Genomic DNA, 26,180 nt, shown 5'->3' on the forward strand with positions numbered 1-26,180 from the left:
GTTCTCTGTCAGGGGGCGGCCTGGGCTCCCACCTGGGCCCCTGCCTGGGCCCCCACCTGGGCGATGACCACGTCGAGCAGGGCCAGCAGGGAATCACGTGCGTCCGTACGGGAGCGGGCGTCCAGGAGGAGGACGGGGGTGGCGGGGTTCCGTAGGTGCAGTGCGGCGGCGATCTCCTCGGCGGTGTAAGGCTGTTCGCCGTGGAAGCAGTTCGCGCCGACCACGAACGGCAGCCCCCGGCTCTCGAAGAAGTCGATCGCCGGGAAGCCGCGGTCCAGGCGCCGCGTGTCGACGAGTACGAGCGCCCCCAGGGCCCCGTTCAGCAGCTCGTCCCACATGAACCAGAACCGCTCCTGGCCGGGCGTGCCGAACAGGTAGAGGACGACTCCGGCGTCGGCGAGGGTGATCCGGCCGAAGTCCATCGCGACGGTGGTCAGTGTTTTGGACTCGATGCCCTCAAGGTCGTCGACGCCGACCCCCGCGCTCGTGAGGCGCTCCTCCGTACGCAGCGGCTCGATCTCGGAGACCGATTCGACCAGGGTCGTCTTGCCGACTCCGAAGCCACCGGCGATGAGGAGCTTGACGGGGGACGCTCCTTGGGCGGCGAAAGCATCGGGAGTGTCATATACGGGCAAGGTTGTCCCTGATTTTCATGAGCAGGTGGACATTGGTGGTCTCGGCGCCTTCCAGGGGCGGGCGATGTCGGACCAGCCCGCGGTCCGCGAGTTCGCCCAGGAGGAGCGTCATCGGAGTGAGGCGCATGTGCATGCGGGCGGCGATCTCGGCGACCGCCATTCCCGTCGGCGGCGCGCACATGGCGAGGACGGCCCGCCATTCGGTGGCCAGGCCGGTGTGGGCGTCGTCCGCGGCGACCACCGCCACGATGGTGGTGTCCATGGTGAGGGTGGTCTGCGGGGCGGCGGCCGTGCGGCCGTCGGTCAGTGCGTACAGCCGTGTCCGGCGAGGGCTTCGGCGCTGCGGCTCGTCGGGCATTACGAGGTCGGCGCGGAAGTGCGCTCAGGGGTTCCCAGCCACTCGCCGAGCGCCTGGGCGGTCCGTACGGCCTCGCCGCCAAGTTCTCCGAGCCGTGCCTTGCGGGAGGTCACCACGATGAGCGTGCTGCCTTCACCGCACCCGACGACGCAGAGGTACCGGTCGTCCATCTCAACCAGTTGGCGGATGACCCGGCCGCCGCCGATCTCCCTGGAAATCGCCTTCATGGTGGCGGCGATGCCGGAGGACGCGGCCGCGATGCGCTCCGCCTGGTCCCGCTCCAGCAGGTAGGCGCTGAGCTTGATCCCGTCGTTGGACAGGAGCACGGCTCCCTCGATGCCGGCGATCCTGCTCAGGTTGTTGTCCAGGATGCCGTAGATCATGTCGCTGGCTGTCGTCGTCATGGCTGATCCGCTCTGAGCTCTGCTTCCACTTTCTTGGTCCCCTCTTCGTAGTCCGCCCAGGCGTCGGCCACCTCTTCGGGTGTCGCCGCGTCCCGGCCGGTGTCCGGCTCCGGGGCGCGGGGCCCGCGGAGTTGCCGGGTGAGATGGGTCTGCGGGACGCGCTCGGGCAGGGCCGGCCGCGCGCCGGCTGCGGCCGCCGAGCGGGCGGGCAGCGACCGCTCGGGCCGCGGCGGTACGGGTACCGGGGCGGGGGCCTGCGGGGCGTCGGCGTCGGGTGCGGGAGCGTGAACGGGTTCGCGTACGGGTTCGCGTACGGGTTCGCGTACGGGGTTGAGCACGGCAGCCGGCCCCGGATCCCGCTCGGGTCGCGGCCCGGGCTCCGTCTTCCCTCCGGTGGGCGCCAGGAGCACGCTCGGCAGGAGCACCACGGCGGCCGTCCCCCCGTACACCGAGCGCCGCAGCGTGACCCGGGCCTGGAGCTGGTCGGCCAGGTGGCCGACGACGAAGAGGCCCAGCCGGTGCGCGTTTTCCGCGAGGACGGAGTACGGCGGCGCCGAGTGCAGGCGCTCGTTCATGGCCTCGTAACCGGCGGCCGAGACGCGTGGTCCGCGGTCCTCGATCTCGACCGACAGCCCGTCCGCCACGAGTTCGGCGCGGACGACCACCTTCGAGCTCGGCGGCGAGAACCGCGTCGCGTTGTCCAGCAGCTCCGCCAGCAGGTGGCTGATCTGGCTGATCGCGTGCGGCTGCACGCTCGCCTCGTCCAGCGCCTGCCGTTCGATGCGCCGGAAGTCCTCGACCTCCGCGGCTGCCTCGCGGAGCAGGTCGGCGACGCGCATGGGCTCGGTGTGCGGGTCCGGGATCTCGCCGTCGGCGAGGATCAGCAGGTTTTCGACCTGGCGCCGCATCCCCACCGTCAACTGGTCGGACCGCATCAGCTGGGCCAGGAGCGCCTCGTCGTGGCCGAAGGTGTCCTGGAGGTCCTCGGTCAGGCTCAGCTGGCGGCTGACCAGGTTTCCGGTGCGCGAGGCGATGCCCGAGGCGAACAGGCCGAAGCCGTGCCGCTCTGCGGCGAGTTGCCGGTGCCCGTCGACGGACACGGCGACCACCCGGGCGAAGGCGTCGGCGATCTGCCCGACCTCGTCCTGGCGCCCGCGCACGGCCGGCAACGCCTCCGTGTCGACGGCCTCCCCGCGCTGGAGCCGGGCCACCACCTCGGGCAGCGTCTCCTCGGCGATGGCGAGGGTACGGGTGTGCAGGCGGCTCAGCCGGCGCAGGACCGATCGCGTGGTGAGGACGACGACCGCGGTGACCAGCAGCAGGGCGCCGCTGCTGGCCCCGACCAGCCAGTAGACCTCGGTCTCCAGCTCGGAGGCCTTCGCGTCGGCGTGCGCGAGCACGCTCCGGGCCCGGTCCATGTTGAGTGCGGCCAGCCGCGGAGCGACCGTGCTGTACGCGTCGGGCCAGCCGTCGACGTCGGCCGGCAGCTTCACGCCGGTCGCGCTGTCCTTGTGGTTGGCGACGACCGCGTTCTCGATGCGGAGCTTGGTCTGCCAGGCGTCCGAGCCGGTGAGCTTGTCGTACGACGCCAGTTCGGCGGGCGGGAGGTACGGCACGATCCAGGTGTCGTACAGGTACCGGTGGGTGCCGACGGCGTCGAGGAACTGGGAGAAACCGGTGGCCGCCAGCTCGCGGGAGGGACCGGCCAGGGCGAGGGCGGTGTCCTCGCGCGCGACCATCTCGGAGGCCGAGAACAGCGCGACGGCGGGCCTGCTCTCCTGGGCGAGTTCGGCGTCGTCCGCGTGGCTGAATTCATCCTGGTAGGCGCGGATGATGTCGTCGATCACGCCGGTGTAGTAGCCGACCGCCTGCTCGGCGCTGCCGTTGTGGGCGTCCACGCGTTTGCGGTACGCGGCCAGCAGGTCGAGCCGCCCGCTCACGGCACCGAGGCGCCCGTCGCCCTGCCCGGCGTGCTGCGTCCCGTCGTGGCCGCCGGTGTCCGAGAGCCGCCGGAACTCCACTGCCGCCCGGTCCGTTTCGGCCCGCTTGTCGCGCAGGGCGTCGTCGGCCACGGGCGAGCCTGCCCACCGCGCCGCCGTCATCGCCCGCTCGGCCTGCAGCTCGTTCATCAGCTTGACCAGCGGCACGCCGACCCGCTCGCCGGTTTCCACGTCGGCGCGCAGGTGCTCCGACTGGGCCAGCAACCGCTGGATGGTCACGGTGACCTGGGCCCCCATCGCCACGGTGGGGACGACGGCCAGGCAGACCAGCATCGTACGCAGGCGCACGGTGCGGCGGCGCCGAACGGGCGGCGGGCTTTGCGGGCCTTCGGGTGCCATCGCAGACATCGGTCCTCGGGAGCGGCGGAGACGGGGGCGGGCCTGGACGAGGGCGTGAGGGGACTGCCGACACGGCCCTGTGGGGTAAGGATGCCGATCATATCCAGCCAGTCCGAATAAACGGAGACCTTACTTCCATACCTTTGCGTGGTAATGGCGCCGAGCCTCTGTCCACTGGCCGTTCACGGTCGTGGCATCGGGCGGCGACAGCCGGGGAAGGCTGGTCGCGATCGGTACGGGTCATCGTCGGAGGAGTTTGATGACGTGCGCACTCTGACCTTTGTCGTGGGTACGGGCCGCAGCGGGTCGACCGCCCTGTCGGGCATCGTCAATGCGCATCCGGACGTGCTCAGTCTGAACGAGCTGCTGTCGTCGGTGCAGAGCCGGGGCTTCCCTGAAGGCCTCATCAGCGGCATGGAGTTCTGGCGGCTGCTGGCCGACCCCAATCCGCTGTTCGAGCGGATGATCCGCAGCGGCGTACCGATGCCGGAGTTCGTCTACACGCGCCGGCCCGGACGCTTCGCGACCGGGACCACCGGCATCCCGGCCCTGTCCCTGATGGTTCTCCCGCACCTGACCGACGACCCGGACGACCTCTTCGACGAGCTGGAGAAGGAGGTGCGCGGCTGGCCGACCCGTACCGCCGCCGGCCAGTACGAGGCGCTCTTCGGCCTGCTGTGCGCCCGGTTCGGACGTACGGCGGTGGTGGAGCGGTCGGGCTATTCGTCGGACCGGGTCCCGCTGTTGCGCCGGGTCTTCCCCCGGGCTCGCTTCGTGCACCTGTTCAGGGACGGGCCGGACTGCGCGCTGTCCATGAGCAGGCACACCGGCTACCGGCTGATCTTCCTGCTGCGGGACATCCTCGCCCGGACCGGCGCGGCGCGCGTGGAGGACCTGACCGAGGAGCAGGTGCGGTCCTTGCCGCCCGAGCTGTCGCGGCTGCTGACCGAACGCTTCGATTCCGCGTTGGTGCTGGACCGCGAGCTGCCGGCGGCGGGCTTCGCGGCACTGTGGTCGGAGCTCGTCGTCCGGGGGGTGTCCCATCTCGACGCCGTGCCTGCACCGATGCGCACCACGCTCGCCTACGAGGACCTCCTCGACCGGCCCCGCGAAGAGCTGACGCGGCTGGCCGGCTTCATCGGCGTCGAACCCCTCCCCCAGTGGCTCGACACGGGCGTCGCACGTCTGGACGCCGGTCGGCGCGGTGCTTCGCTGCGACTGCCTCCGGCTGAACTCGCGGCACTGCGAGAGGTTTGCGCTCCGGGGACACGGGCCCTGGCAGGGGGCCGGGGATGGGTCGCAGGCACGCGGTGATGACACCCTCAAGGTGAAGACCGTGCGGGCAGACGGTGAAGTACGACCTCGCGCAGCGTTCCGTCGACGGCGGTCAGGGTCAGGAAGGTGTGGTGCGGTTGCCGCCGGCGGTCGGTCGGGGAGCCGGGATTGAGCAGGCGGAGCCCGCCCGGGGCCGTGGAGTCCCACGGAATGTGGCTGTGGCCGAACACCAGGACGTCGGCGTCGGGGAAGCGCTCGGCGCAGCGCCGCTCGCGCCCGACTGCCGGGCCCGTCTCGTGGACGACCACGAAGCGCAGGCCGCCCAGCTCGGCGCGGGCGATCTCGGGAAGTCTGCCGCGCAGGGCGGGGCCGTCGTTGTTGCCGTACACGGCGATCAGACGGCGCGACCTCGATTCCAGCACGTCGAGGGTGGCTTCGTCGGTCCAGTCCCCGGCATGGATCACCACGTCGGCGTCGTCGACGGCTGTGAGCAGGACTTCCGGCAGGCACTTGGCCCGCGCCGGTACGTGCGTGTCCGAGGTCAGCAGGAGCCTCACGCGCCCACCGTACGCGTCGCACCGCCTGGCGTCCTCGTCGGCGCGGGCGTGCGGGTGGTCGTGCCCGGCCGGCCAGCGCCGGAGCAGGGGCCGCGGTCCTCGCCGCAGCCCCTGCCGTCAGCGGTAACGCCCTTGGCGCCGGCTCGCCCTGCCTCGTGCGGCTGGCCGCGCCGGGGTTCGTGGGGCTCTCAGCAGGTGATGGTGACCTCGTGGACAACCGGCTTGGCCGCCCAGGGGAAGGAGGCAACGCCGAAGGTGGCGCGGACGGTCGAGCCACAGGGGGCTGCGCTGACCGGACCGCTGACCTCGAGGGTCGAAGAGGCGAAGATGACCGGCCTCTCCTGCGTGACGGGCGAGCTGCCGACGACCTCGGCGGACAGCGTCGTGAACAGCTGCCTCGGCGAGGGCGCCGGGCTGCCGGGGGACGGCGGGCCCGCGAGTCCGACCTTGCCGTAGAACTCGACGGTCGTACCGGTGACATCGGCGCACACCCTGGTCGTCAGACCCGCCTGAAGACCCGGGCTGCCGCAGGAGGTGACGGTCTCGGTGGCGGCCGGAGGGGCGGCGAAGGCGGGAACGCTCATGAGGACGGTCAGGGCTGCAGCGCCGGCTGCGGGAAGGGCTAAGCGGTTCATCGGGATTCTCCTCAACTCGTGGATCACCGCCCCAGGGCCCAAGGCCCCACGGGCGGGTTATATGTAATGTGATATTTCACATGACATATGAACATGGAATGATCGAGATCTGAACCGTTGCCGCCCGCGCCATGACCGTTCCGGACGGGCTGGGGCATGGGGTCGCCGACCTCCACCGACCGCCGCCGTGATCCTGCCGGCTGCGGCGGGTTTCGGCCGATCTCCGTGTCGAGTCGCATCCGCCCTGGACACGTTCAGCTCCGACCGGGCGAATACCGCTCAAGCGCCCTGCCGGCCGACGCGGACTGTGGGGTGGCTGTGAATCGACGAACATGAGGGACCGGGGTGCGGTAGGAGTGTCGACAAGTTCTATATTCGTACGAACCATCCACACGCGGCCCGTCTGCGGTGATCAGGGGGGACGACCGAGATGGCAGACACCGACACCGCTCCAAGCATCCGGACGGAGTCCCGGAAGACCCGCAAGGTGCGCAGGAAGGCGCAGAACCGCAAGCGCCTGGGCATAGGCATGGCCGTGATCGCCCTGGGCGGGGCCGCCGCAACGGCGTACGCCTTCACGCTGGGCGACTCCTCGGATGCCGCCCCGCGCGACGCGAAGTTCGCGGCGGGCGGTGCGGCCGAGGAGGCCGCCGCCGCGAAGGGCGCGGAGCAGCCCTGGGACGGCAAGACCAAGGTGCTGGGAGACGGCTCCACCTCCTACACCGGGCCACAGCCGGGACAGCTCAAGCCCGAGCGGCTGAAGCCCGGCGAGAAGCCGCCGCAGTTCGTGGTGTTCTCCTGGGACGGCGCGCTGGAAGGCGACGACCACCTCTTCTCGCACTTCCGCGAGGTGGCCAAGCAGAACAAGGCCCACATGACCTTCTTCCTCACGGGCATCTACCTGCTGCCGGAGGACAAGAAGTCGCTCTACCGCCCGCCGCAGCACAACCAGGGCGCGGCCGCGATCTCGTACCCGACCGTCCCGCACGTGAAGAGCACGCTGGGGCAGCTGCGCGGCGCCTGGACCGACGGCAACGAGATCGGCTCGCACTTCAACGGGCACTTCTGCGGGCCCAAGGGCGGCGGGGAGTGGAGCCCCGCCGAGTGGAAGAGCGAGATCGACCAGACGTACTCGTTCGTCAAGAACTGGAAGACCAACACCGGCTTCACCAAGGAAGCGCCGTTGCCCTTCGACCCGGACCGGGAAGTGGTCGGCGGGCGCGCGCCCTGCCTGGAGGGCCAGAAGAACCTCCTGGCCGCGATCAAGCCGTACGGCTGGCGCTACGACGCGAGCTCCTCGGGCGACTTCCAGCTGTGGCCGTCCAAGATGGACGGCATATGGAACTTCCCTCTCCAGCTCGTGCCGCTCCAGGGCAAGGAGGTGCAGGTCCTCTCCATGGACTTCAACTTCCTCTACAACCAGTCGGGCGACAGCACCCAGGGCGACCCGGCGAAGTTCGCGGGATGGCAGGCGCAGGTCCGGGGCTCGTACATGAACGGCTTCAACCGCGTCTACAACGGCAGCCGGGCGCCCATGTTCGTCGGCAACCACTTCGAGGACTGGAACGGCGGCATCTACATGAAGGCCGTCGAGGACGTCATGAAGGACGTCTGCCCGCGCGAGGACGTCCGCTGCGTGTCGTTCAAGGAGCTGTCGGACTGGCTCGACGCCCAGGACCCGAAGGTCCTGGCCAGACTGCGCACGCTCGACCCCGCGCAGGCACCGGACTGGACCGATCTGATCAAGTAGACGGGCCGGGCGGCGTGCGCCGCCCGGCAGCCCGGCCTACTTCACCGCCTTGATGTAGTCGCCCCACAGGCGTACCGCCCGCTCGCTGCCGAGCGTGCCCGGGGCGTCGCCCCCCAGCCCCGTCAGCGGCAGCGGAACCAGGTCGGTCAGCGACATCCGGTAGACCACGACGGCCGTGGACTCCTGTTCGGTGCTGGCGATGAACCAGCCGGCCGTGTTCGCGGCGGTCGTCCCCGTCTTGCCCGCCGCACCGGCGTGCGCCTTGCCCACCGACTTCGCCGAACCCTCGGTGACCGCGTCCTGCAGGGCGTCCGTCACCGCTCGGGCGGTCTTGGCCGTCACGGCCCGGGTCGGCTTCGGCGCGTCGAGCGGCACCGCGGCGCCGTTGCGGGTGACCGAGCGCACCGAGTACGGGTCGGTGTGCATGCCGTCTGCGGCGAAGGTCTGGTAGGCGCCGGCCATCCGGATCGCGCTGGGCGTCGAGTTCTCCCCGAGGGCGAATCCGGGGATCCGTGGGCCGAGGCTCGATTCGAGCAGCCCCGAACGCTGGGCGAAGGCCTCCACCCGGTCGAGGCCGACGTCGAGGCCGAGCTGGAGCATGGGCGTGTTGACGGAGTTGGCCACGGCCTGACGCAGGGTCACCTGACCCCAGTTGCGGCCGCCGTCGTTGCGTCCCTTCACCACCTTGCCGCTCCGGTCCCAGTACGGACCCTCGGGCGTCTGCACGGTCACCTGGTCATTGCCGTCGTAGGTGCTGGAGGGGGAGACCGGCGTACGGGCCTTGCCACGCGTGCGCAGCACCCCTTCGTCGAGCGCGGCGGCGTAGACGATCGGCGTGAACGCGGTACCGACCGGGATCGTCGTCGCGTTCGACTCGTTGAAGCCCTGCTTCAGGTAGTCGGGGCCTCCGTACACGGCGAGCAGCCGCCCGTCGGGGGCGATGCTCGCCGCGCCGATCTTGGCGTGCTTGTCGGTGTCGGGACGCCGCTCGGGGTCGAAGTCCTTCTGGGTCTCCTGGACGGCGGCGGTCAGCGCGGTCATCCGGGCCCGGTCGAAGGTCGTGTAGATCTGGTAGCCGCCGAGGTCGAAGTCGGACTCCTTGATGTGCCCGGCCTTGATCGTGTACGCCTTGGCCATCTCGACCAGGTAGCCGGTCTGCGCGCCGGGTATGCCGACGAGGGACGAGGCCGAGGGCTCGGGGAACTTCGTGTAGGTGGCGCGCTCGGCGCTCGAGAGCTGGCCGGTCTCGACCATGCGGTCCAGGATCCAGTTCCAGCGTTCGACGGCCCGCTCGTGGTTCTCCTTGCCGAGAGTCGGGTCGTAGAGGCCCGCGCCCTTGAGGAGGGAAGCCAGGAAGGCGCCCTCACTGGGATTGAGCTGCGAGACGTCCTTGCCGTAGTACGCCTGGGACGCGCGCTGGATGCCGTAGGTGCCGCGCCCGAACCAGCTGGTGTTCAGGTAGTCCTGGAAGATCTGGTCCTTGGTCTTGCGATTGTCCAGCTTCACGGCGAGCAGGAGCTCGGTGAACTTCCGGGAGAGGGTGCGGTCCTGGTTCAGATAGGCGTTCTTCACGTACTGCTGCGTGATGGTGGACCCGCCCTGGGTCTCGCCCCCCGTCAGTCCTGCGCGCACCGCCCGCAGGACACCGGACGGGGAGACTCCGGGATCCGAGTAGAAGCTCGCGTTCTCGGCCGCGAGCACGGCTCCCCGGACCTTGGGGGGCACCTTGTCCAGCGGCATCTCCTGGCGGCTGACCCAGCCCGTCCGGGCCATCGTGGAGCCGTCGGCCCAGTAGTAGACGTTGTCCTGTTGCTTGGCGAAAGAGTTGAGATCGTCGGGTATGTCCGTTACCGCGTACGCGATTGTGACGAATCCCACTACGCCCAGGAACGCGTACACGCAAGCGCCCAGCCACTGGCGCCACGAGGGCACCCACCGGCGCCAGCCGGTGCGGCCGGGTCGCGGGAAGTCGGGGCGCAGGCGCGGCAGCTGTGTGCGCGCCAGGGCGACGGCCGGGGCGACGGCCCGCGTGAGGGCCTCTGTGAGGGCATCGAGCCGGACGGAACGCGCCCGCGGCCGGCCGCGCGACCCCGACTTCCCCCGGCGGCCCGGGACGGCTCCGCCGCCTTCCGAAGCCGTCCGCCCGTCCCCAGATCGCCCCGTACCGGCCATATCCTTCCCGCCCACTCCGAATGCCCCCCTCTGCTGTGCTTCCCGCACACCCTAGATGCACTTGCTGTGGGGCCGGGCGTGGTGGTGGGCGGGATCACTCCGAGCGACTCGGGGGCGGCCCCCAGTGATCAAGCGGAGGCGGGCCGCCCGGCGTACGAGGCGACTACGGCCGGGCTGCCGTCGACGAAGCGGAACGCGACGAAACAGTCGCGTAGTTGTGCGAAAATGCCGTCCCCCGGTTCGTGCGGACCGGGTGACAAGGGGAAACAGAGTGATACCTAAGAGGTTCAGGCCCGCCGCCATCGCGGCCCTGACCGTAGCCGTGGCGTCCGGAAGCATGTTCGCGTACTCCGCGACCGCGGTTCCCGGACCCCGTGAGGCCGACCGTGCCACCGCCGACTCCTTCGCCCGCATGGCCGACGACGTGCTCTCCCAGCGCACGCAGGCCCTGGTCGAGGACCAGCCGGGGCGCCAGGGCGCCGGCCAGGCCGGCCCGAAGACCCGTATGTCGGCCCAGCTGAAGAAGGACGAGGACGCCGCGCTCCAGTCGCTGCGGTCCCGCAAGACGCGACTGGCGGAGCTCGGCGAGGCCTACACGGGCGCCGACACCCGCGTCGTCGTGGAGCGGGCCACGGTCACGGGCGGGAAGGCCGTCGTCCAGGTCACCGAGCAGACCACCCTCACCTACAAGAAACTCCGTGGGGACGAGCCGGACACGACCGACATCGGGACGCGCTACGAGCTGACGCTCACCAGCAAGCGGGGAGGTGGCTGGGAGCTGACGTCGATCAAGTCGCAGGACAAGGGCCCCGTCGCGGTCAACGAGCCCGTGGCGGCCGTGGCGGACGTCGTCAAGGACGACGGCAACCAGTACCCGGACGGCACGCCGGCGTCCACGAAGTACCCCGCGACGCCGAAGCCCAAGGCGAAGACGGGTGGCGCGTACGACTACGCCGCGATGGCGAAGTACGCGGAGAAGTACTGGAGCAACTACAACCCCGCGTACCGGAAGTACAACGGGGCGGGGGGTGACTGCACCAACTTCATCAGCCAGGCGTTGAAGGCGGGCGGCTGGAAGGCCGTTCCGGGCTCCACGTCGGACTACCGGAACTGGTGGTACGACGGCACCCGCCAGAGCGACTCCTGGGTCGGCGTCAACGAGTGGGCCTGGTTCACGCTGTCCAATCAGCGGGCCGCCAACCTGGCCAACGTCTACCAGGCGGACGTCGGAGACATCCTCCAGATGGACTTCAACCGGGACGGCGCCAAGGACCACTCCATGATGGTTACCTACCGCAGCAGCGCCGGGATGCCGTACCTCACGTACCACTCCACCAACACGTACCGTAAGTCGCTCGCGAGCATCATCGCGTCCTACCCGAACGCGACCTACTACGCGTACCGCACCTGACGGGTGCCCTTCCGGTTCTCCTGCCGCGCAGCCTCCGCGGCAGGAGAACCGGGCTGAACCCGTCAGGTGACGCGGGAAGAGCGGTGGGTAAGGGTGGGACGGGGATCAAGGAAGCGGCCGGAGGCGGAGAACGCGGCCGCGTTGAAGCCCTCCTCCCGCATGTCGACCGCGGGAAACTCCTTGCAGGCGGTCTGCGGCTGGGCCGTGGAGCCGCCGAACCGACAGGCGACTCCGATCAGCCTGATGGTGATGAAGTCCGCGATCTGGGCTCCGAAGTCGATCGGCTTCCCGCCGATGGTGATGTCCCCGACACTGAATCCCTTGTCCGGGGGAACCTCGTAGACGGCGCGGACACGGTGCTCCGAGTCGCCTCTCACATAGGTCCAGTAGCTCTTGGGGTCGGAGCCGTCCGGCGTCTCCCAGCCGTCCGTCGACAGGTCGTCGAAGTACAGGCCCACCGGGTCGGCGAGGCTGATGTCGGCTTTCTGGCGGGCCAGGGCGTTGACTCCTGCGCCGATATGAGGATCGCTGTTGCGCTCCGCGGCACCGTACTTGCTGCAGCCGATGAGCTCCTGCTCAGTGGTCAGCTCCTGGCCGTTGATGACGCGCCGGATGGTGGCTGCCGCAGCCAGTTCGATCTCTGCGCCCAGGGTGTTGTTCGGCTGGATCAAGTGCATCGCGCCGTGGCTCGTGGAGTTGTTCCACTTGTTGCGCGGCTGGTACCTGCCGCTGGGCGAGAACAGATCCTCCTTGCGTACGTCCGGGCTGATGAATCTCTGGTAGAGCTCGAACACCTTGTCCGGGTTCGTCTGCGCCAGGATCTCCCAGTACTCGGGGCCTTCACAGGTGAACGTGACCTGGGTGATCTTTCCTGAGCCGTCGCGGGTGACGCTCCACTCGCAGTACTCGTCCTGGACGTCACGGCTGGCATCGGCGCGCTGCCATCGCTGGAGGTCACCGACGGAGGTGATCTTGATGATGCGGGGGAACGCGGTCCATGTGATGGAGGCGTGCTGCGAGTCCGCAGCCGTGTCCGTGCTGGTCAGGTTGTAGAACTGCGGTCTCGGGCTGTCGTTCAGTACCTGTTGGGGATCGGGGCCCTGAATGGCCTCGTCGACCGTGTCTGAGATGAACGAATTCCAGGCCTTGCGGCCGAAGTCGTCCAGATCGTCGAGGTTGCCGGGAGGCCCGTAGGCATCCAGTGTGGCCATGGCGTTCTCCTTGCTCGTGTCTGCGACGGTGGCGTCCTCGCGCATCGCCAGCGGTGGGGCACCGGGAGGGATGTTGGTGACCGGCAGGGTGAGCTCGAACTCATTCAGCTTCATGAGGCGGAACTGCCGGCGGCGGGACTCTGCCAGCCGGACGTAGTCGTCGAATCCGGATGCGGTCTGGATCTGCTGGGTGACCTTGTGCAGATAGGCGTCCACCCGCTGTCCGAACACCGTCCGCCAGGCGTCGTCAGGTACCTGCCAGTGCGCGGCGAAGCGCCCTTCAGGGCTGTCGGCGGGCAGGTTTCGCGTGCGCGTGGCGTCCAAGATGGCCTGGGCGACTTTGTCGCACAGCTCCGCCGCCTTGGTCGGCGTGGTCGGGACGTACTGCATGAGGAGACTGCGGGCAGGGCTGAAGACCGGGTTGGGGAAGTCCACCATCAGCACGCAGGCGGCGAACTTCGCCGAGATGAGCCCCGTGCGGACCATCTGCCGGACCACCTCGTTGTCCTCGTGGGCGGCCTCGGGCACCACGAAGGCGAAGAACGTGTCGCCCGGCTGCGAGAAGGCGCTGAACCTCTCCTCCAGCCGGAAGCCGAACCGGGTCAGGCCGGCCAGATAGCGGGCGGCCGGTGCCCTGGGCGGGGCGGACTGCGTGGACAGGCGAAGGTCGTCGAACAGGACGTCCTGGTTCAGCCAGAAGCCCGTGGGCAGCGTCAGCTCGGGACTGTCCGCCGTGACGTTGCTGCTCTGCCTGTCGGTACTGGTGAGGTTGACCGTGGTGCTGGTGAACAGGTGGCGCAGCAGCCGGTCGGGATGGTCCACAACGCCGTTCGCGGTGACCGCGGCCAGGCGGGCCGCCGTCCACCGGGTGATGAGGGACCTGACCGTCAGTTCCAGCCGCTCGGCTCCGATGGTCTGCTGGAACAGCGGATCCTGGCGCAGCGGGTCGTCCTCGGCCAGCCGGATCGTGGCCCGCTCGGACTGCCAGTTGTTCCAGGGGATCCTCAGCTCTTTCATCACGACGCTGCCGTTGACGTGGCTGTCGAAACATCCCTTGCCCCGCGAGTCGGGCTCCAGCGCATGCCAGGAATTTCCCGCCCACACCCAGCTGGACCCGAACCGGGCATAGAAGTTGAAGACCCGCCTTCCGGGATCCCACGCCGCGACCTGAAGGAATCCCTCCTCGGGGTCGCCGCCGGCCTGGGTGCTGACCAGAAGGTCGACCTGGCTGCCTCCCACTGCGGTGGTGATCACGAACCGCATGTCGCGCTCGCCGATGGCATCCGGCGGAATTTGCCCGGCTTCGCTGACCAGATACACCTTGCGTGAGGCGGCTGCCGTCGCGGGAAGCCCGGACAGCAGTTCCTGCACGGTGGTCGGAAACACGCCCACGCGGAAGAACCCGACCGCCATCGGGTCGCCCAACGCCGCCAGTTCCTCCTCACTGACGGGCTGCGCCCGGTCGTCCTTGCCGCTGATCCTGCGGTACAGGGACCCCGGCTCCAGCGCGGTGGAGCCAGGTCCGCAGCCGTCGTCGGCGATGTCGGGCTCCGACGGGGAGTGGCCGGATGTGTCGTCCGGGGCGGCGGCGGAGAGGACGGTGCCGACGTCCGCGACGGCGGTTGTCCTCATCCAGGCGGTCGCCCGCCGCAGCTGCGTGTGGTCGGGCATGGCCACTCCGCTCCTACAAATCTCCCACAAACAGGAATTTCCCATTGGCGCCGAATATCAATGCCCGAATGCATACCCAGTCATGAATACCTATTGCGGCCGCGGCCGCAGATCCACTCCGATGGTCCACCTGCGCGGTGGGCAGCAGTCAACTGACCGTCACATCGGCCGTGGCAGTGAGGATCCCGCGCGGCACGCGGCCGATCAGTTCCAGCAGGAGGTCGTGTTCATCGTCGCGTTGCCCGAAGCGTCCGAACCATTGCTCAGGATGTGCGCTCTCGGTGGAGAAGGTCAGCCGGTACTGGTACCGGCCCTTTTCCGCGGGCCGGAACTGGGCGAAGGCGGACAAGGGCAGGTAGGCGGTCCCTGCGGCGTCCGTGGGGTCGAAGCCCTCGCCCGGGGGAAGCCGGCGGAAGTGTGACTCCAGCAACGGGCCGACGAGGGGGTCCTCCATCCATGGCTCGGCGATGACGTGTCCGCCGTACAGGACGGCAGTGCGGTAGTAAGGGAAACGTATCCCCGCCTCGGAACCGTCGAGTACACCGACGATCCACACGCCGGCATCGCTGACGTTGCGCAGTTCCACTTCGATGGGAACCGGGTCGCCGACGGAGTGTGGGCCCGCCGCCGCGCGAAGGACGAGCCCGAGGGCGGCGGCCGCCTGGCCGCCGCCCTCGCTGTCGGAGAGAGGGGGATTGCGCATGGGGACTTCCCCTTCGGAGCCGCACACGGCTCGTGCCGGTTCTCCAGGTCCTACGGACGGGTGACCGCTTCCTTGGTCCGTTCGGCCTGGGCCTGGATGTCCTGCATGACCTGGGGGTTGAGGTTCTTACGGCGGAAGACGTCCACCATCTCGTCCATGACACGTGTCGCCCGCTCCGGATTGCCCGTCTTGGCCTCGACCCGGGCCAGCCGCCGCATCACCTGTCCAAGAGTGATGTTGTCGACGCCCTGCTCACCGGCAGAGGCTTCCACCACCTTGTTGAGCTGCCTGATGCTCTCGTCCGTATTGGCACGGCGGGTCCGCAGCTTCTTGTCGGCGGTGAGATCCTTGAAGTCCCGTGCGGCATTGAAGCCCTTGACCAGGCGCGAGTACACGGCTAGCGGGTGGTCGGGGTAGTGGTCCAGGACCTCGTCAAGGGCCTCGTTCCCGGACTTGAGACTCTCGGCGTGGGAGCCCAGCAGGTAGAAGAGCGTGCCCTGCTCGTCACCGGACATCAACTCGGCTACGGCCTCGTCCGCATCGGTGCGGGGCGAGCGGACCGTGAGCTGGTGGACCTGGGAGAGCACCCGTGAGCCGTCCGCCGCGTAGTACTGGGCCCGCAGTTGGTACCGGCCGGGCTGCTGGAAGTAGAAGCCGTCCTTGCCGTAACCGATGTAGGCACTCTCGTAGATCGCTGACCGGTCGGCGTCCAGGACCGTCTGGAGCTCCTGGTCGACGCAGCGGATCAGCGTGGGCCTGTAGACCTTCGCCCCTCCTGAGGGGGTGCGGATGGCCACGGTGACGAACCCGTCCTTCGGGTGCAGTCGGCCATGTGTCACGCATCCGCGCAGGTCGGTGGTGGCCAGCTTGAGTTCGATCACGACCGGCTCGCCGAACAGGAAGGATCCGTTGGAGCGCAGTTCCAGGGTGAGGCCGGAGTTGTCGATGACCGGGTCGTCGAAGAGGTCCACGTCGATCTCGGCCGCTCCCACACCGAACGGGTTGCCGCCCATGATCACGTCACGGTAGAAGCCGTGCCGCAGATGAACGAGCTCACTGTCGGTGAACTGGAAGGGGAAGTCGGCCCAGTAGGCGGCCTCCCCGCCGGGTGCCGGCGGTGGCGGCTGGTAGTTCTGCACGTAGTTCATCCAGGACCGGTCTCCGAACCCGCCGTTCGGGCCGAGCGGTTGTGGCGGGTTGGCGAGATTCTTCTGCCAGGAGTGCAGCAGGTTGAAGGCGTGCCCCAGTTCGTGGACGTGGGTGCGCAACTGCGCCCGCCGGCTGGCCGGGTCTTCGCCCTTGATCGCGTCGTGGAACGCCGCGAAGCCCTGTCTTTGGAAGGCCCCGCCGGCATCGAACATGATGCCCCGGATACCGTCCTTGACGTACGAGGTGGCGAGCAGTTGCCACACCTGCCACCGGGGAGCGTCCCGCCAGAGGCTGAAGTGGTTGACCATGGCGTTGTGCAACTCCGCGTCGCTCCACCTCTGGTCCGGGCCGGCGGCATCGGTGGGAATGACATTGGGCGTCCCGGCGATCTGGATCTCGATCCCCGCCTCCGCGTACGCGGCAGGCACGGTCAGGACACGTGCCGGACTCGAAGGCGGTCGTGGCAGGGACCCGGTGTCGTACGAGACGAACGGGACCGTTCCCGCCACGGAGTCCTGTTCGAGCTGGACGCTGCGGAAGTGCGGTGAGACGAACGAACACAGGTAACTCGCGCTGGGACCCCCGCCATCGTTGGAGAACTTGACGGTGGCCGGGCCCGGCGTGACAGCTCCGGTCGTGCTCCGGACCACGGTCACTTCGACGTGCGGGGATATGACGGGAAAGCTGAACTTCCCCTGTCCGGAGAGTTTCACCGAGCCCTCGGAGGCGGTGGCGGTCGGCGCCTCCACCACGAACGAACCGACGTAGTTGGTGGTCGCTCCGCTGGTCTGGAAGAAGTCTCCGCTGATCCGTTTCAGGGGCCGCGGACCGTCCACATCCACGCGCAGTTCGAGCTGTGTCGCGACTCCGGCGCTGCGGTAGCGCCCACTGACGGTCGTCCCTACCGGCGAACCGTCCGCCTGCGACGCGGCTTGTGCCTCGAGTCTCGCCACACGGGCCCTGAGCTGGAGCATGTCCTCGGCCTCCGCATCCACGAGCACGGATTCCGCACCCCTGCCCTGCTCAACCCTCTGCGTCAGCTCTTCGAGAACGTTCCTCTCGGCCGGCTGGGCCGGTCCGTCCAGCGTCGTGGGGTCCGAGATGATGGACATGGCTGCTCACTCCTTGCCGGATTCGATCGAGCGGTCGTCCGTGCGAGCGGGGGTGCTCGACCCGCGCGGTGCTCGATTCAGCCCGCGAAGAGGGCGAGGTACGTGGCTACGTGACCACCCGCCGATGAGCGACCCGGGGAGGAGTACTGCGCCGGGCCGGTATCACCAGCGTCCGTCCGCTGCGAGAGGGCCGCAACCGGGCACGGCACGCCCCGGCGGGGTATGTCAGACGGTTCCGACGGCGCGGGGGCCGGGTCCGGTGCTGCACTGCGGCTCCCAGCCGTCCGGCGGCCCGGACGGGCCAAGGGGGAACTGGGGTCCTGCCCCGACGACTTCGGGAAGTGGGAGGCCGGCGCCTTCGTGAACGTCGTACGCGTTCTACCAGCGGCTCAAGGAAGGCCGGCCGGCGTACGAGGGCATCAGCGGGCTGCTGGATCTGCACCGGGAGGAACTGGTCAGGCTCGGCAAGCGGTTGGTGCAGTGGTTCGAGGCGCTGGTCGACCAGCCGTCGGAGGATCCGGAGCGGCGGCAGTCCAACACGGCCTGGGATGCCGGCCGCCTCGAACACCGCTTCTCCGTGCATCTGGACGGCACGGGCGGCGAGCCGGAGCGGGTACTGACCGCCCCCGAGTACCCCGGCGGGACACTGGACTGGCACGCCTTCTCGGTGGCCGCCGCGGCGGGGGACGGGGAGGCACCGGAGGTGGTCACCGAGGCCGCGCCCCGGCTCGTGAACCGTACGGTCTTCCCGGCCCCGGTCCGCTTCTCCGGGATGCCGCCGCCCCGCTGGTGGGCGGTGGAGGACGGCCGGATTAACTTCGCCGCGGTCCGCCCGGACAGTACCGACCTGGCCCGGCGGATCTTCCTGGAGTTCGCGCTCGTCTACAGCAACGACTGGTTCACGCTGCCCTGTGATCTGCCGGCGGGAACCCTGGGGTCACCGACGTGGTCGGGGAGCAGCTCTGGATCGAGCCGGCCGGCTCGGGCGGGGACGGCAGTACTTCGTCAACGGGGAGGAGGCCCCGCAGGCCGCACCAAGGTCGCCCTCACGTACAACCGGACCCGCCGGCACGACGGCCGTGTCGCGCTCTGGCTGAGCGTCCGCACCCACGCGGGCCGCGGCGAGGGCTCCAGCGGCCTGACCTTCGACTACCTCGCCGACACCCGGCCGCCCGGCGGGCCCGCGCCCGGCCTGCCCGGCGGGGCGTAGGGCGGCTGCCCGCACGCCTTCCGCGGCTCCGTGCTGCTCCCAGGCGGCCGCCGATCCGAACCGTGCCGCCCCTTGAGCCCTCACGGCAAAGGGGCGGAAAGAGCCCACCCGCTTCTCGCGGATCCCGATTGCGCGGTGCACGGCCGCCAGCCGCTTCTCCGCATCCTCTAAGGGACTCTTTCCGTCGATTTAATGAAAGCACGCCCGGCGCCTGGGGCATAGGGCCGACCGGCACCCCGTGGCCCCCTGGGGGCCTACCCACCAGCGGGTGGCGGCATCGACGCGCGGAGGTACACCGCCGGCCGGCTGATGACCGTACCGGCGGTCACCGTGACCAAGGACGCGGCATCGGTGACACCGAGGCTAAGGGCTGTCCCGTAATCCCCGGCGGGCGCACGACGCCGGCTACGGCACCTCGCCACGTTGTCGGAACGCCCGAATACGCCCAGTATGGGGGCGCCCCTCCGCCTTGCGATGCACCGCATCCGACGCCGTGCGCTGACCCACCGGGGATTACGGGACAGCCCTTAGGGGGCGAGGTCCCGCCTCATCAGCAAGGTGTGCGCCGCGACGAGGCCCAGGACCCCGACGCCGACGAGGACGCCCAACTGCGGCCACAGCACGTGCCCCTGGGCCAGCGCGTCACTCGGGGTGTAGTAGTGGAACGGGCTGATGTAGCGCAGCGGCGCCGCCCTCGACCAGGCCAGAGCGATGAAGTTCACCGCGAAGCCCACGGCCCCGAACGCAATGGTCGCGCCGATCACCTGGGCCCGTCTCCGGCCCCAGGCCGACACGGCCAGGGCCGGTCCCATGATGCACAGGGCGAAGCCGCAGCCCATGACCCCGGCGGCGAACACTCCCCCGAGCGGGACCTCTTGGCGGATGTCGGGCGACAGCGCCACGCCGGCCGCCACCGTCAGCGTCGCGGCCGTGTTCAGAGCGAGCGCCGCGAGCCCCACCGCGACCGTACGTTCGGCCAGCAGTCGATGCCGGGACACCGGGCGCACCATGATCAGCTCGATCGTCCCCGACTCCACGTCCGCGGCGACGGCCGCGGCGGCGAGCGAACCGATCGCGGTGAGCTGCATGGCGATCCAGAACGGGTGCACCAGTCCTGCTCCCAGCAGCCCGGGATAGCTCGCGAGCGACACGTCCCCGCTGGACCCGCTGAACGCCCGCAACGCCGAAGGCGGCCCTTTCCCGTTCCCGGAGAACAGCTGGCCCTCCGGGATCGTGTTGGCCACCACGACGATCAGCGCTTCGAAGACCACCATCCCGATCACCAGGGCGGACAGCATCCTCCGGCGCCGGTGCAGCGCCAGCCACAACAGCGGCCACCGGGACTTCACGGTGACTCCCCCGCGTCGCCCTCCCTGTACAGATCCAGGAACGCCTCGTCCAGCCCGGCCTCCTCCACGGTGACGTCGGCCACCGCCAGCTCCAGCAGCCCCTTCAGCGCGCCGACCACCTCGCTGGGAGGTACGAGCAGCTCCACCCGGTCGCCCGCCCACTGCGGCGACCATTGATCGGCACGGCCCAGCGGCCGGGGGCCCGTACCGTCACCGAAAGTGAGCCGGATCCTTCGGGCCCGCGCCTCACGCAACGCCGCCACGCTCTCCACGGTCACCAGCCGCCCGTCCCGTACGATCGCGACGCGCCCGCAGGCCCGCTGCACCTCGGGCAGTACGTGGCTGGACAGCAACACGGTCTGCCCGTCTGCCGCAGCCTCTGCCATCAGCTCGTAGAACGTTTCCTGCACCAGGGGATCAAGCCCCTCCGTCGGCTCGTCCAGCAGCACGAGCCGCGGATCGTGCTGCAATGCCTGCACGAGGCCGATCTTCTGCTTCATGCCCCGCGAGTACTCGCCCACCGTCCGGCGCAAGACCGCCGGGGTGAGCCCCAGCCGTTCGCACAGCTCTCCGCGGCGCCCCGAGGGCACACCTTGCAGTGCGGAGAGCAGGTCCAGGGTCTGCTCGCCCGTGAGCTCCGGATACAGCCTCAGCTCCCCCGGCAGGTACCCGACCTCGGGAGCAACCCGGCGGTGATCGGCGATGGGGTCCAGTCCCAGAACCCGCGCCCGGCCCGCCGTCGGCCGCAGCAGCCCGGTCAAACACCTCAGCGTGGTCGTCTTGCCGGCCCCGTTGGGCCCGAGGAAACCGAACACCTCCCCGGCCCGCACGTCGAGCGTCAGCCCGTCGATGCCGACCACGTCCCCGTACCGCTTGGTCAGCCGACTCAGCTCGATGGCGGACCCGGTGCCCATGGAACCAGTCTGTCTCCGTCCTCCAGCCCGCGCCCCCGGGAACCAGGCCGTTCGTCTCGGCGCTCAGCCGGATTCTGCGATGACTCCGCGGAGCGTGGCCGCGGCGCCCGACCGGACGGCTTCGACGGCACTCTGGTGCACGGCCCGGCTGGCTTGTTCGCTGGCGCAGGGCAAGGGGCTCCCGGTCATGGTGCACCAGTCTGCAGCGCCACTGTTCTGCACCGAAATGTGGGCCTGTCCGTTCTTCCAAGTGGTGCGTACGCTCACCTCGCCGGTGAGGATCCCGGCCTCGTCGGTGCGGACGCCACCCGCCCCGGTGAAGATTCCTGCCGTCGTCCACGTCGGAGTCATCACGTGGCCCCTTCCTCGGTGCTTCGCAAGGCCCCGCACGGCCATGCTCCACCGGGCGGGGGAAGCCGTGCCGAGCCGTGACCGAGCCCCGGAAAATGGTCATACACGACATACAGTATTGCTCCGGCAGAGCGGTTCGGCCGCTCGTCGGTACGGCGTCGTATGGCCCGGCACGTGCCGTCAACGGTGTCGGCGGCCCGCACGACGGCCTCGGCGGGGCTTTCGGGACCGACTCCATGCCCCCAGGGAGCGTGTCCATGGAGCGGCACGAGCACCTGAGACCTCAGGTGTGCCGGGGGGGAGCTGCCGGTCGTCCTCGGCATCCGTGCGTCAGCCGGCGTGGATGTGGGGGCGTCGGGCGCGGTCCGGTTCGGCTTCGCGGATGACCTCGCGGGTGACGGGGGCGACCTCGCCCTGACCGAAGAGGAAGAAGCGGAAGAAGTTGGCCATCGGGTTGCCCTCGGTCCACTCGAAGTAGATGTGGGGGCGCTGGCCCGTCTCGTCCCGTACGTACAGGAGCAGCGCGGCCAGGGCGTTGGGGATGCTGGAGCTCTCCAGGGTCAGGACGCGGTAGCGGTCGTGCAGCACCTCGCCCCGTACGCGCATGCTGGATTCGAACTCGGATGCGTCCAGGACGGTGACCTCGACGAACATGACGTCGTCCTCGGCCGGGATGTCGTTGTCCGCGCGGATCTGCTGCTTCTTCTGCCGGTACTCCTCGGCGTCCCGGCTGTCGGGCTCGTTGGCGATGAAGCGGATCGTGCGGTTGGCGGTGTCGCGGATGAAGCGTTGGGCCATGTCGTCCAGCTCGACGTCCGTGACGCGCAGTTCGAAGACGCGGGCGAGGCGGGAGAGCAGGGAGAGCGCCATGATGCCCGCGATGAAGCAGGCACCGATCTTCACGCCGTCGGGGCGTTCGACGACGTTGACGGCGGTCGTGTAGACGAACACCGCCGAGATCACGCCGAAGGCGATGGTCCAGCCCCGCTGACCGGCCTTCCGGGCGGCGATGGTCACGGCGACCGCCGCCGAGGTGATCAGGACCAGGACACCGGTCGCGTACGCACCGCCCTGCGCGTCCACGTCCGCGTCGAAGATCCAGGTCACCAGGAACGCGATCAGGGTGAAGACGATGACCATGGGGCGCAGGGCACGGGCCCAGTGCGGGGCCATGCCGTAGCGGGGCAGGTAGCGCGGCATCAGGTTGAGCAGGCCGGCCATCGCGGAGGAGCCGGCGAACCACAGGATCAGGATCGTGGAGACGTCGTAGACGGTGCCGAAGGTGGGGCCGATGTACTCGTGCGCGAGGTAGGCGAGCGCGCGGCCGTTGGCCTCGCCGCCCGGCTGGAACGCGGCGGGCGGGATCAGCAGCGTGGTGATGAAGCTACTCGTGATGAGGAAGACGCTCATGATGAGGGCCGCGGTCGTCAGCAGCTTCTTGGCGCCGCGGATCCGGCCGGCGGGCTTCTCCTCGGTGTCACCGGAGTCACCCTCGACATGCGGCATGACGGCCACACCGGTCTCGAACCCGGACAGGCCGAGCGCCAGCTTCGGGAACACGACGAGGGCGATGGCGATCATCATGAGCGGATTGCCGTGCTCGGCCGTCAGTGCGGCCGTCCAGTCGGTGATGACGTGCGGTTCGCTGAGCACCTCCCACAGGCCCACCACCACGACGACGACGTTCAGGGCGAGGTAGGTCGCCACCAGGAACACCGCCACGCCGATGGCCTCGCTGAACCCCTTGAGGAAGACGGCACCGAGCAACGCGATCATGATCAGGGTGATCAGGACCTCGTTGCCGTGCAGGGTGCTGGTGAGGTGCGGGTTCTCCACCAGGTGCGCGGTGGCGTCGGCAGCCGAAAGGGTGATGGTGATGAGGAAGTCGGTCGCCGCGAACCCGAGCAGGGTCAGGACGAACAGCTTGCCCTTCCAGAACGTGAGCAGCCGCTCCAGCATGGCGATCGAACCCTCGCCATGCGGGCTCTCCTCGGCGACCCGCCGGTAGACCGGCAGGGCGCCGAAGAGGGTGAGCACCACGAGCACGATGGTCGCGAGCGGCGACAGCAGGCCGGCGGCGAGCGCCGCGATGCCGGGCTGGTAGCCGAGCGTGGAGAAGTAGTCGAGACCCGTCAGGCACATGACCCGCCACCACGGCCGCCCGTGGGGCTGGGCCGCCGCCTCCTTGGCGGCGGGCGAACCGGTCTGCGCGGTCAAGCCTTCCAGCAGCCACGCGCGCAGGCGCGAAGTGCGGGCAGGGGTGGCCATCGTGGGGTGCTCCTGTCGTACGGCAAAGAATCAGCCATCGACGTCGACGGCTGAGCCAGCGTACGCAGTTCGATCACTAATGCACGCGATGAGAGCAATCCTGACGCGTCCTTAACGCCGGATGGAGACCCTTGCGGCGCAGTGCGCTGCCCGAGGCCGGGGATGGTGGATACCAGCAGGTCGGTGCGCTTGATGCCCACCAAGGCAGGACCAGGCCGCCGAGACCGTCCCGAGGGCGAGCGGGATGAGGACGCCGTAAATGAGTCGTGAACACCACCGGCACCGGCCGTAGCATCGGTGCGTTTGCTGTGATCTACGTGGTTCACGAGGGGGAAGTCATGGGCATCGGCGGCAGGCAACGGGGGAGGTTCTTGGCCCTTGTTGCGGGTGGGGCGGTTCTTGCCTCGGGTGCGGGGCTGTACGGATTGAGCGCGACGGGCAGCTGGCCGTTCAGCGCGAGCTATTGCTGGGGGGCGTGGCAGGAGGACAGCGGTCCGTCCTTCCTCGGTGACGAGGCGCTCGGCAAGTCCGGCTCCGCGCGGCGGGCCACCGAGTCGGCACCGCCCTCGCTCACGAGGCCGACCGCCACGTGCACGGTCACCGTCACCTCGTCGGTCGCCGATGACGACTCCACCGACCCGCTCACCTTCGATGAGCGCGTCACCCTCGCGTACGGCCCCGTCCCGGCCCCGGCCGAGGAACGCCGTGCGTGGATAGCCCACTTCTTCGACGGTTCGGCTTCTGCGTTGCCCGACGGACTGAACGGGCTGGTCGGCGGCGATCGGGCCATGCTGGTGCTGCCCGAGGCCTGTGATGTGGACGGCAGACCGTCCGCGGTCACGATCCGGAGCGAGAGCTGGGGCGACGGCCACCTGGGGAAGAAGGCCATGCCTTTCACCATCGGAAACCGGATGGACGTCGCCCGGATGCTGCTGGACGCGGCCGGCACCGCTGCGTCGAAGGCGGGCTGCAAGCCCGGAAAGCCGCTGCGTCTGTCCTCGCCGATGGTGGTCACCGCGGAGAAGGACGAGAGGGCCTCCACTCCCCTGTGCAGGATTCCGGGGGTGACTTTCGAGTTCGGGAAGGACTCCGCCTATCAGCAGCAGGTGGGCGTGGTCGGTGAGCGGCTCCAGACCTGTTCGGTGGTGTGGCGCTCACGGGGGGTGCCCGATGAGCCCGCGGCGCAGTTCGTGATGGCGTCCGAGCCCCGCATGGTCGCACTGTTCGACGGGCTTCCCGAAGGCAACGGCGCGGGACTTGTGCGGGCCACCTGCGACGGCCGGCGAACCGTGTTCTACGGGAACGTCGAGCCCGGCCTCAAGGGCCGAAGCCGCCCGGACGACCAGCAGGTGTTCGCGAACTTCACCGCGTCCGTGAGCAAGCGCATCGGGTGCCTGGCCGGGGAGAGCCGGTGACCGCGGACGGAAAGGGCGCCGGACCGGAAGAGAACACCGTGGCCGACAACGAGGAGAGCGTGGCACCCGCAGTGGACAGCGAAACGACCCCGGCCGGTCAGCCGGACCAAGGGCAGCAGGAGCAGGAGCAGAAGCAGGGCCAGGAGCAGGAGCAGGACCGGGAGCAGGAGCGGGTTCCCTCTCCCGCGCGGCCCTCTCTGGTGCGCCGGCTGCTACGGAACCGCACCGTCCGGGCCACCGTCGCGGGCGTCCTGGCCGGCGGCCTCCTCGGGGCAGGCGCCGTCGCCTGGCGTACGGACACCCTGCCGCTGCTCGGCCCCGCCCCCTGCTGGGACTCCCTCAGCGACGCGACCGTGTCCGCCCTCTTCGGCGACCGCAGGACAGAGGTCGAGGAGCAGACGCTGCAGACCGACCCCCGCGGTCCCGGGCTGTCCTACGGCCAGTGCCGCATCACGAGTTACAAGGACGACAGGGCCAGCAGGCAGCTGACCGTACGGGTGCACAAGCTGGACGGTCTCCACGGAAGCGACGGGCGGCAGTGGCCCGAGGAGTTCCTCGCCGCCGGCATGGTGGCGCTCGGGGAAGGCCTGCCGGGCATGGCCTCCTCCTCCCGCGCCTGGCTGGCGCTTCCCCAGTCCTGTACCGGCAGGCCCGGCCAGTTCGAGGGCCCGGTCGTGGTCGACGTCGGCATGGGGCCTGCGGGCCTTGACGTCTCGTCGGAGTACGAGAGCGAGGACCGCGCCGCTCTGGCGCACGCTGCGGTGGATACGGCCAACGGAGTCATACGCGACCTGGGCTGCTCCGGTGCCTACCGGTCTGCGGACCTGCCGAAGGACGTCGTCGCGTGGCGGGGCACACAGCCGGACGCCTTCTGCGGGATCAAGGGCCTCGCCCTCCCGGCCGCCTACCGCGAGAGCCTGTCACGTGCCCGGGTCAGCGGCGACGGCGGCCCTGCCCGGATCTGCGAGGCGGCCGGCAGCTACCCGCGGGCCGCGGTCCGGATGACGACGGTCGTGGACCCGGCGCTGGCCGAGGTCTTCTCCCAGGATCTGCTCAAGGGCGGCTCGACCTTCAAGGGCACCAACGGGTTCGGGTCGTTCAACGTGAGCCGGGCCGTGTACCGGGCGCGGTGCCAGAGCGGGGACGTGATCTTCATGCTGGAGCAGAAGGACCGGTTCGGGGAGCAGGACTTCACGTTGGTCCGCGACCTGCTGCCCGCCTATGTCGAGGCGGAGTCCAGCCGTATCGGCTGCGGCCAGGAGAATGTGACCCTGCCCCGCGGCTGATCCCG

General features: G+C 69.6%; 20 protein-coding genes. 6 read left to right on the plus strand and 14 right to left on the minus strand.

Annotated features, from left to right (window positions below):
* Positions 1-8: 8 nt before the first annotated feature.
* From ACFYOB_RS23975 to ACFYOB_RS23990, 4 genes are read right to left on the minus strand one after another with little or no spacing between them, the layout of a single operon-like run.
* Entirely contained in the window at positions 9-635 is a 627-nt protein-coding gene (locus ACFYOB_RS23975; RefSeq protein ID WP_388562561.1) for an ATP/GTP-binding protein, read from the minus strand.
* Positions 622-993, minus strand: coding sequence for a DUF742 domain-containing protein (locus tag ACFYOB_RS23980; protein ID WP_388562563.1), 372 nt, complete (start codon positions 991-993; stop codon positions 622-624). Before ACFYOB_RS23980 ends, ACFYOB_RS23975 begins: the two co-directional genes overlap by 14 nt.
* A complete protein-coding gene (locus ACFYOB_RS23985; RefSeq protein WP_388562565.1) occupies positions 993-1,397 on the minus strand; it encodes a roadblock/LC7 domain-containing protein in 405 nt (134 codons plus the stop codon). Before ACFYOB_RS23985 ends, ACFYOB_RS23980 begins: the two co-directional genes overlap by 1 nt.
* The gene (locus ACFYOB_RS23990; RefSeq protein ID WP_388562567.1) at positions 1,394-3,745 is read right to left on the minus strand and encodes a nitrate- and nitrite sensing domain-containing protein; all 2,352 of its coding nucleotides are present in this window, start codon (positions 3,743-3,745) and stop codon (positions 1,394-1,396) included. The genes ACFYOB_RS23985 and ACFYOB_RS23990 overlap by 4 nt, the downstream gene beginning before the upstream one ends.
* 255 nt (positions 3,746-4,000) lie before the next feature.
* Between ACFYOB_RS23990 and ACFYOB_RS23995 the strand changes: the two genes are divergently transcribed.
* Positions 4,001-5,050 carry a sulfotransferase gene (locus ACFYOB_RS23995; protein ID WP_388562569.1) on the plus strand — a complete coding sequence of 350 codons (1,050 nt, stop codon included), beginning with the start codon at positions 4,001-4,003 and terminating at the stop codon, positions 5,048-5,050.
* A gap of 8 nt (positions 5,051-5,058) precedes the next feature.
* Here the strand turns inward: ACFYOB_RS23995 and ACFYOB_RS24000 are convergent, their stop codons facing one another.
* Positions 5,059-5,568 (minus strand): metallophosphoesterase family protein, encoded by a 510-nt coding sequence (locus tag ACFYOB_RS24000; RefSeq protein WP_388562571.1) that lies wholly within the window; start codon positions 5,566-5,568, stop codon positions 5,059-5,061.
* A gap of 188 nt (positions 5,569-5,756) precedes the next feature.
* The gene (locus ACFYOB_RS24005; protein WP_388562573.1) at positions 5,757-6,203 is read right to left on the minus strand and encodes a hypothetical protein; all 447 of its coding nucleotides are present in this window, start codon (positions 6,201-6,203) and stop codon (positions 5,757-5,759) included.
* A 430-nt stretch (positions 6,204-6,633) separates the two neighbouring features.
* Between ACFYOB_RS24005 and ACFYOB_RS24010 the strand changes: the two genes are divergently transcribed.
* Positions 6,634-7,953 carry a hypothetical protein gene (locus ACFYOB_RS24010; protein WP_388562575.1) on the plus strand — a complete coding sequence of 440 codons (1,320 nt, stop codon included), beginning with the start codon at positions 6,634-6,636 and terminating at the stop codon, positions 7,951-7,953.
* A gap of 36 nt (positions 7,954-7,989) precedes the next feature.
* On the opposite strand, the gene ACFYOB_RS24015 is transcribed toward ACFYOB_RS24010, so the two are convergent.
* Complete coding sequence (locus tag ACFYOB_RS24015; protein ID WP_388562867.1) at positions 7,990-10,125, minus strand: transglycosylase domain-containing protein; 2,136 nt, start codon at positions 10,123-10,125, stop codon at positions 7,990-7,992.
* A gap of 271 nt (positions 10,126-10,396) precedes the next feature.
* Between ACFYOB_RS24015 and ACFYOB_RS24020 the strand changes: the two genes are divergently transcribed.
* A complete protein-coding gene (locus ACFYOB_RS24020) occupies positions 10,397-11,536 on the plus strand; it encodes an amidase domain-containing protein (protein ID WP_388562577.1) in 1,140 nt (379 codons plus the stop codon).
* Between the two features lie 62 nt (positions 11,537-11,598).
* Here the strand turns inward: ACFYOB_RS24020 and ACFYOB_RS24025 are convergent, their stop codons facing one another.
* The 3 genes from ACFYOB_RS24025 to ACFYOB_RS24035 form a co-directional block, all read right to left on the minus strand.
* Positions 11,599-14,418, minus strand: coding sequence for a hypothetical protein (locus ACFYOB_RS24025; RefSeq protein ID WP_388562579.1), 2,820 nt, complete (start codon positions 14,416-14,418; stop codon positions 11,599-11,601).
* A gap of 148 nt (positions 14,419-14,566) precedes the next feature.
* Positions 14,567-15,121, minus strand: a complete 555-nt coding sequence (locus ACFYOB_RS24030) for a hypothetical protein (protein ID WP_388562581.1) — start codon at positions 15,119-15,121, stop codon at positions 14,567-14,569.
* A 50-nt stretch (positions 15,122-15,171) separates the two neighbouring features.
* A complete protein-coding gene (locus ACFYOB_RS24035) occupies positions 15,172-17,382 on the minus strand; it encodes a hypothetical protein (protein WP_388562583.1) in 2,211 nt (736 codons plus the stop codon).
* Between the two features lie 472 nt (positions 17,383-17,854).
* On the opposite strand from ACFYOB_RS24035, the gene ACFYOB_RS24040 reads away from it, so the two are divergent.
* A complete protein-coding gene (locus ACFYOB_RS24040) occupies positions 17,855-18,592 on the plus strand; it encodes a hypothetical protein (RefSeq protein ID WP_388562585.1) in 738 nt (245 codons plus the stop codon).
* 527 nt (positions 18,593-19,119) lie between these two features.
* Here ACFYOB_RS24040 and ACFYOB_RS24045 read toward each other — a convergent pair.
* The 4 genes from ACFYOB_RS24045 to ACFYOB_RS24060 form a co-directional block, all read right to left on the minus strand.
* Positions 19,120-19,941 carry an ABC transporter permease subunit gene (locus ACFYOB_RS24045; RefSeq protein ID WP_388562587.1) on the minus strand — a complete coding sequence of 274 codons (822 nt, stop codon included), beginning with the start codon at positions 19,939-19,941 and terminating at the stop codon, positions 19,120-19,122.
* A complete protein-coding gene (locus tag ACFYOB_RS24050; RefSeq protein ID WP_388562589.1) occupies positions 19,938-20,855 on the minus strand; it encodes an ABC transporter ATP-binding protein in 918 nt (305 codons plus the stop codon). The genes ACFYOB_RS24045 and ACFYOB_RS24050 overlap by 4 nt, the downstream gene beginning before the upstream one ends.
* Before the next feature lie 63 nt (positions 20,856-20,918).
* A complete protein-coding gene (locus tag ACFYOB_RS24055; protein WP_388562869.1) occupies positions 20,919-21,206 on the minus strand; it encodes a hypothetical protein in 288 nt (95 codons plus the stop codon).
* A gap of 330 nt (positions 21,207-21,536) precedes the next feature.
* Positions 21,537-23,474 (minus strand): amino acid transporter, encoded by a 1,938-nt coding sequence (locus ACFYOB_RS24060; RefSeq protein ID WP_388562590.1) that lies wholly within the window; start codon positions 23,472-23,474, stop codon positions 21,537-21,539.
* Positions 23,475-23,899: 425 nt separating this feature from the next.
* On the opposite strand from ACFYOB_RS24060, the gene ACFYOB_RS24065 reads away from it, so the two are divergent.
* On the plus strand, positions 23,900-24,889 hold the full coding sequence (locus ACFYOB_RS24065) for a hypothetical protein (RefSeq protein WP_388562592.1): 990 nt from the start codon (positions 23,900-23,902) through the stop codon (positions 24,887-24,889).
* Entirely contained in the window at positions 24,886-26,175 is a 1,290-nt protein-coding gene (locus ACFYOB_RS24070) for a hypothetical protein (RefSeq protein WP_388562594.1), read from the plus strand. The genes ACFYOB_RS24065 and ACFYOB_RS24070 overlap by 4 nt, the downstream gene beginning before the upstream one ends.
* Positions 26,176-26,180 lie beyond the last annotated feature (5 nt).

It is taken from the genome of Streptomyces sp. NPDC006463 (assembly GCF_042870715.1).
Taxonomy (GTDB): domain Bacteria; phylum Actinomycetota; class Actinomycetes; order Streptomycetales; family Streptomycetaceae; genus Streptomyces.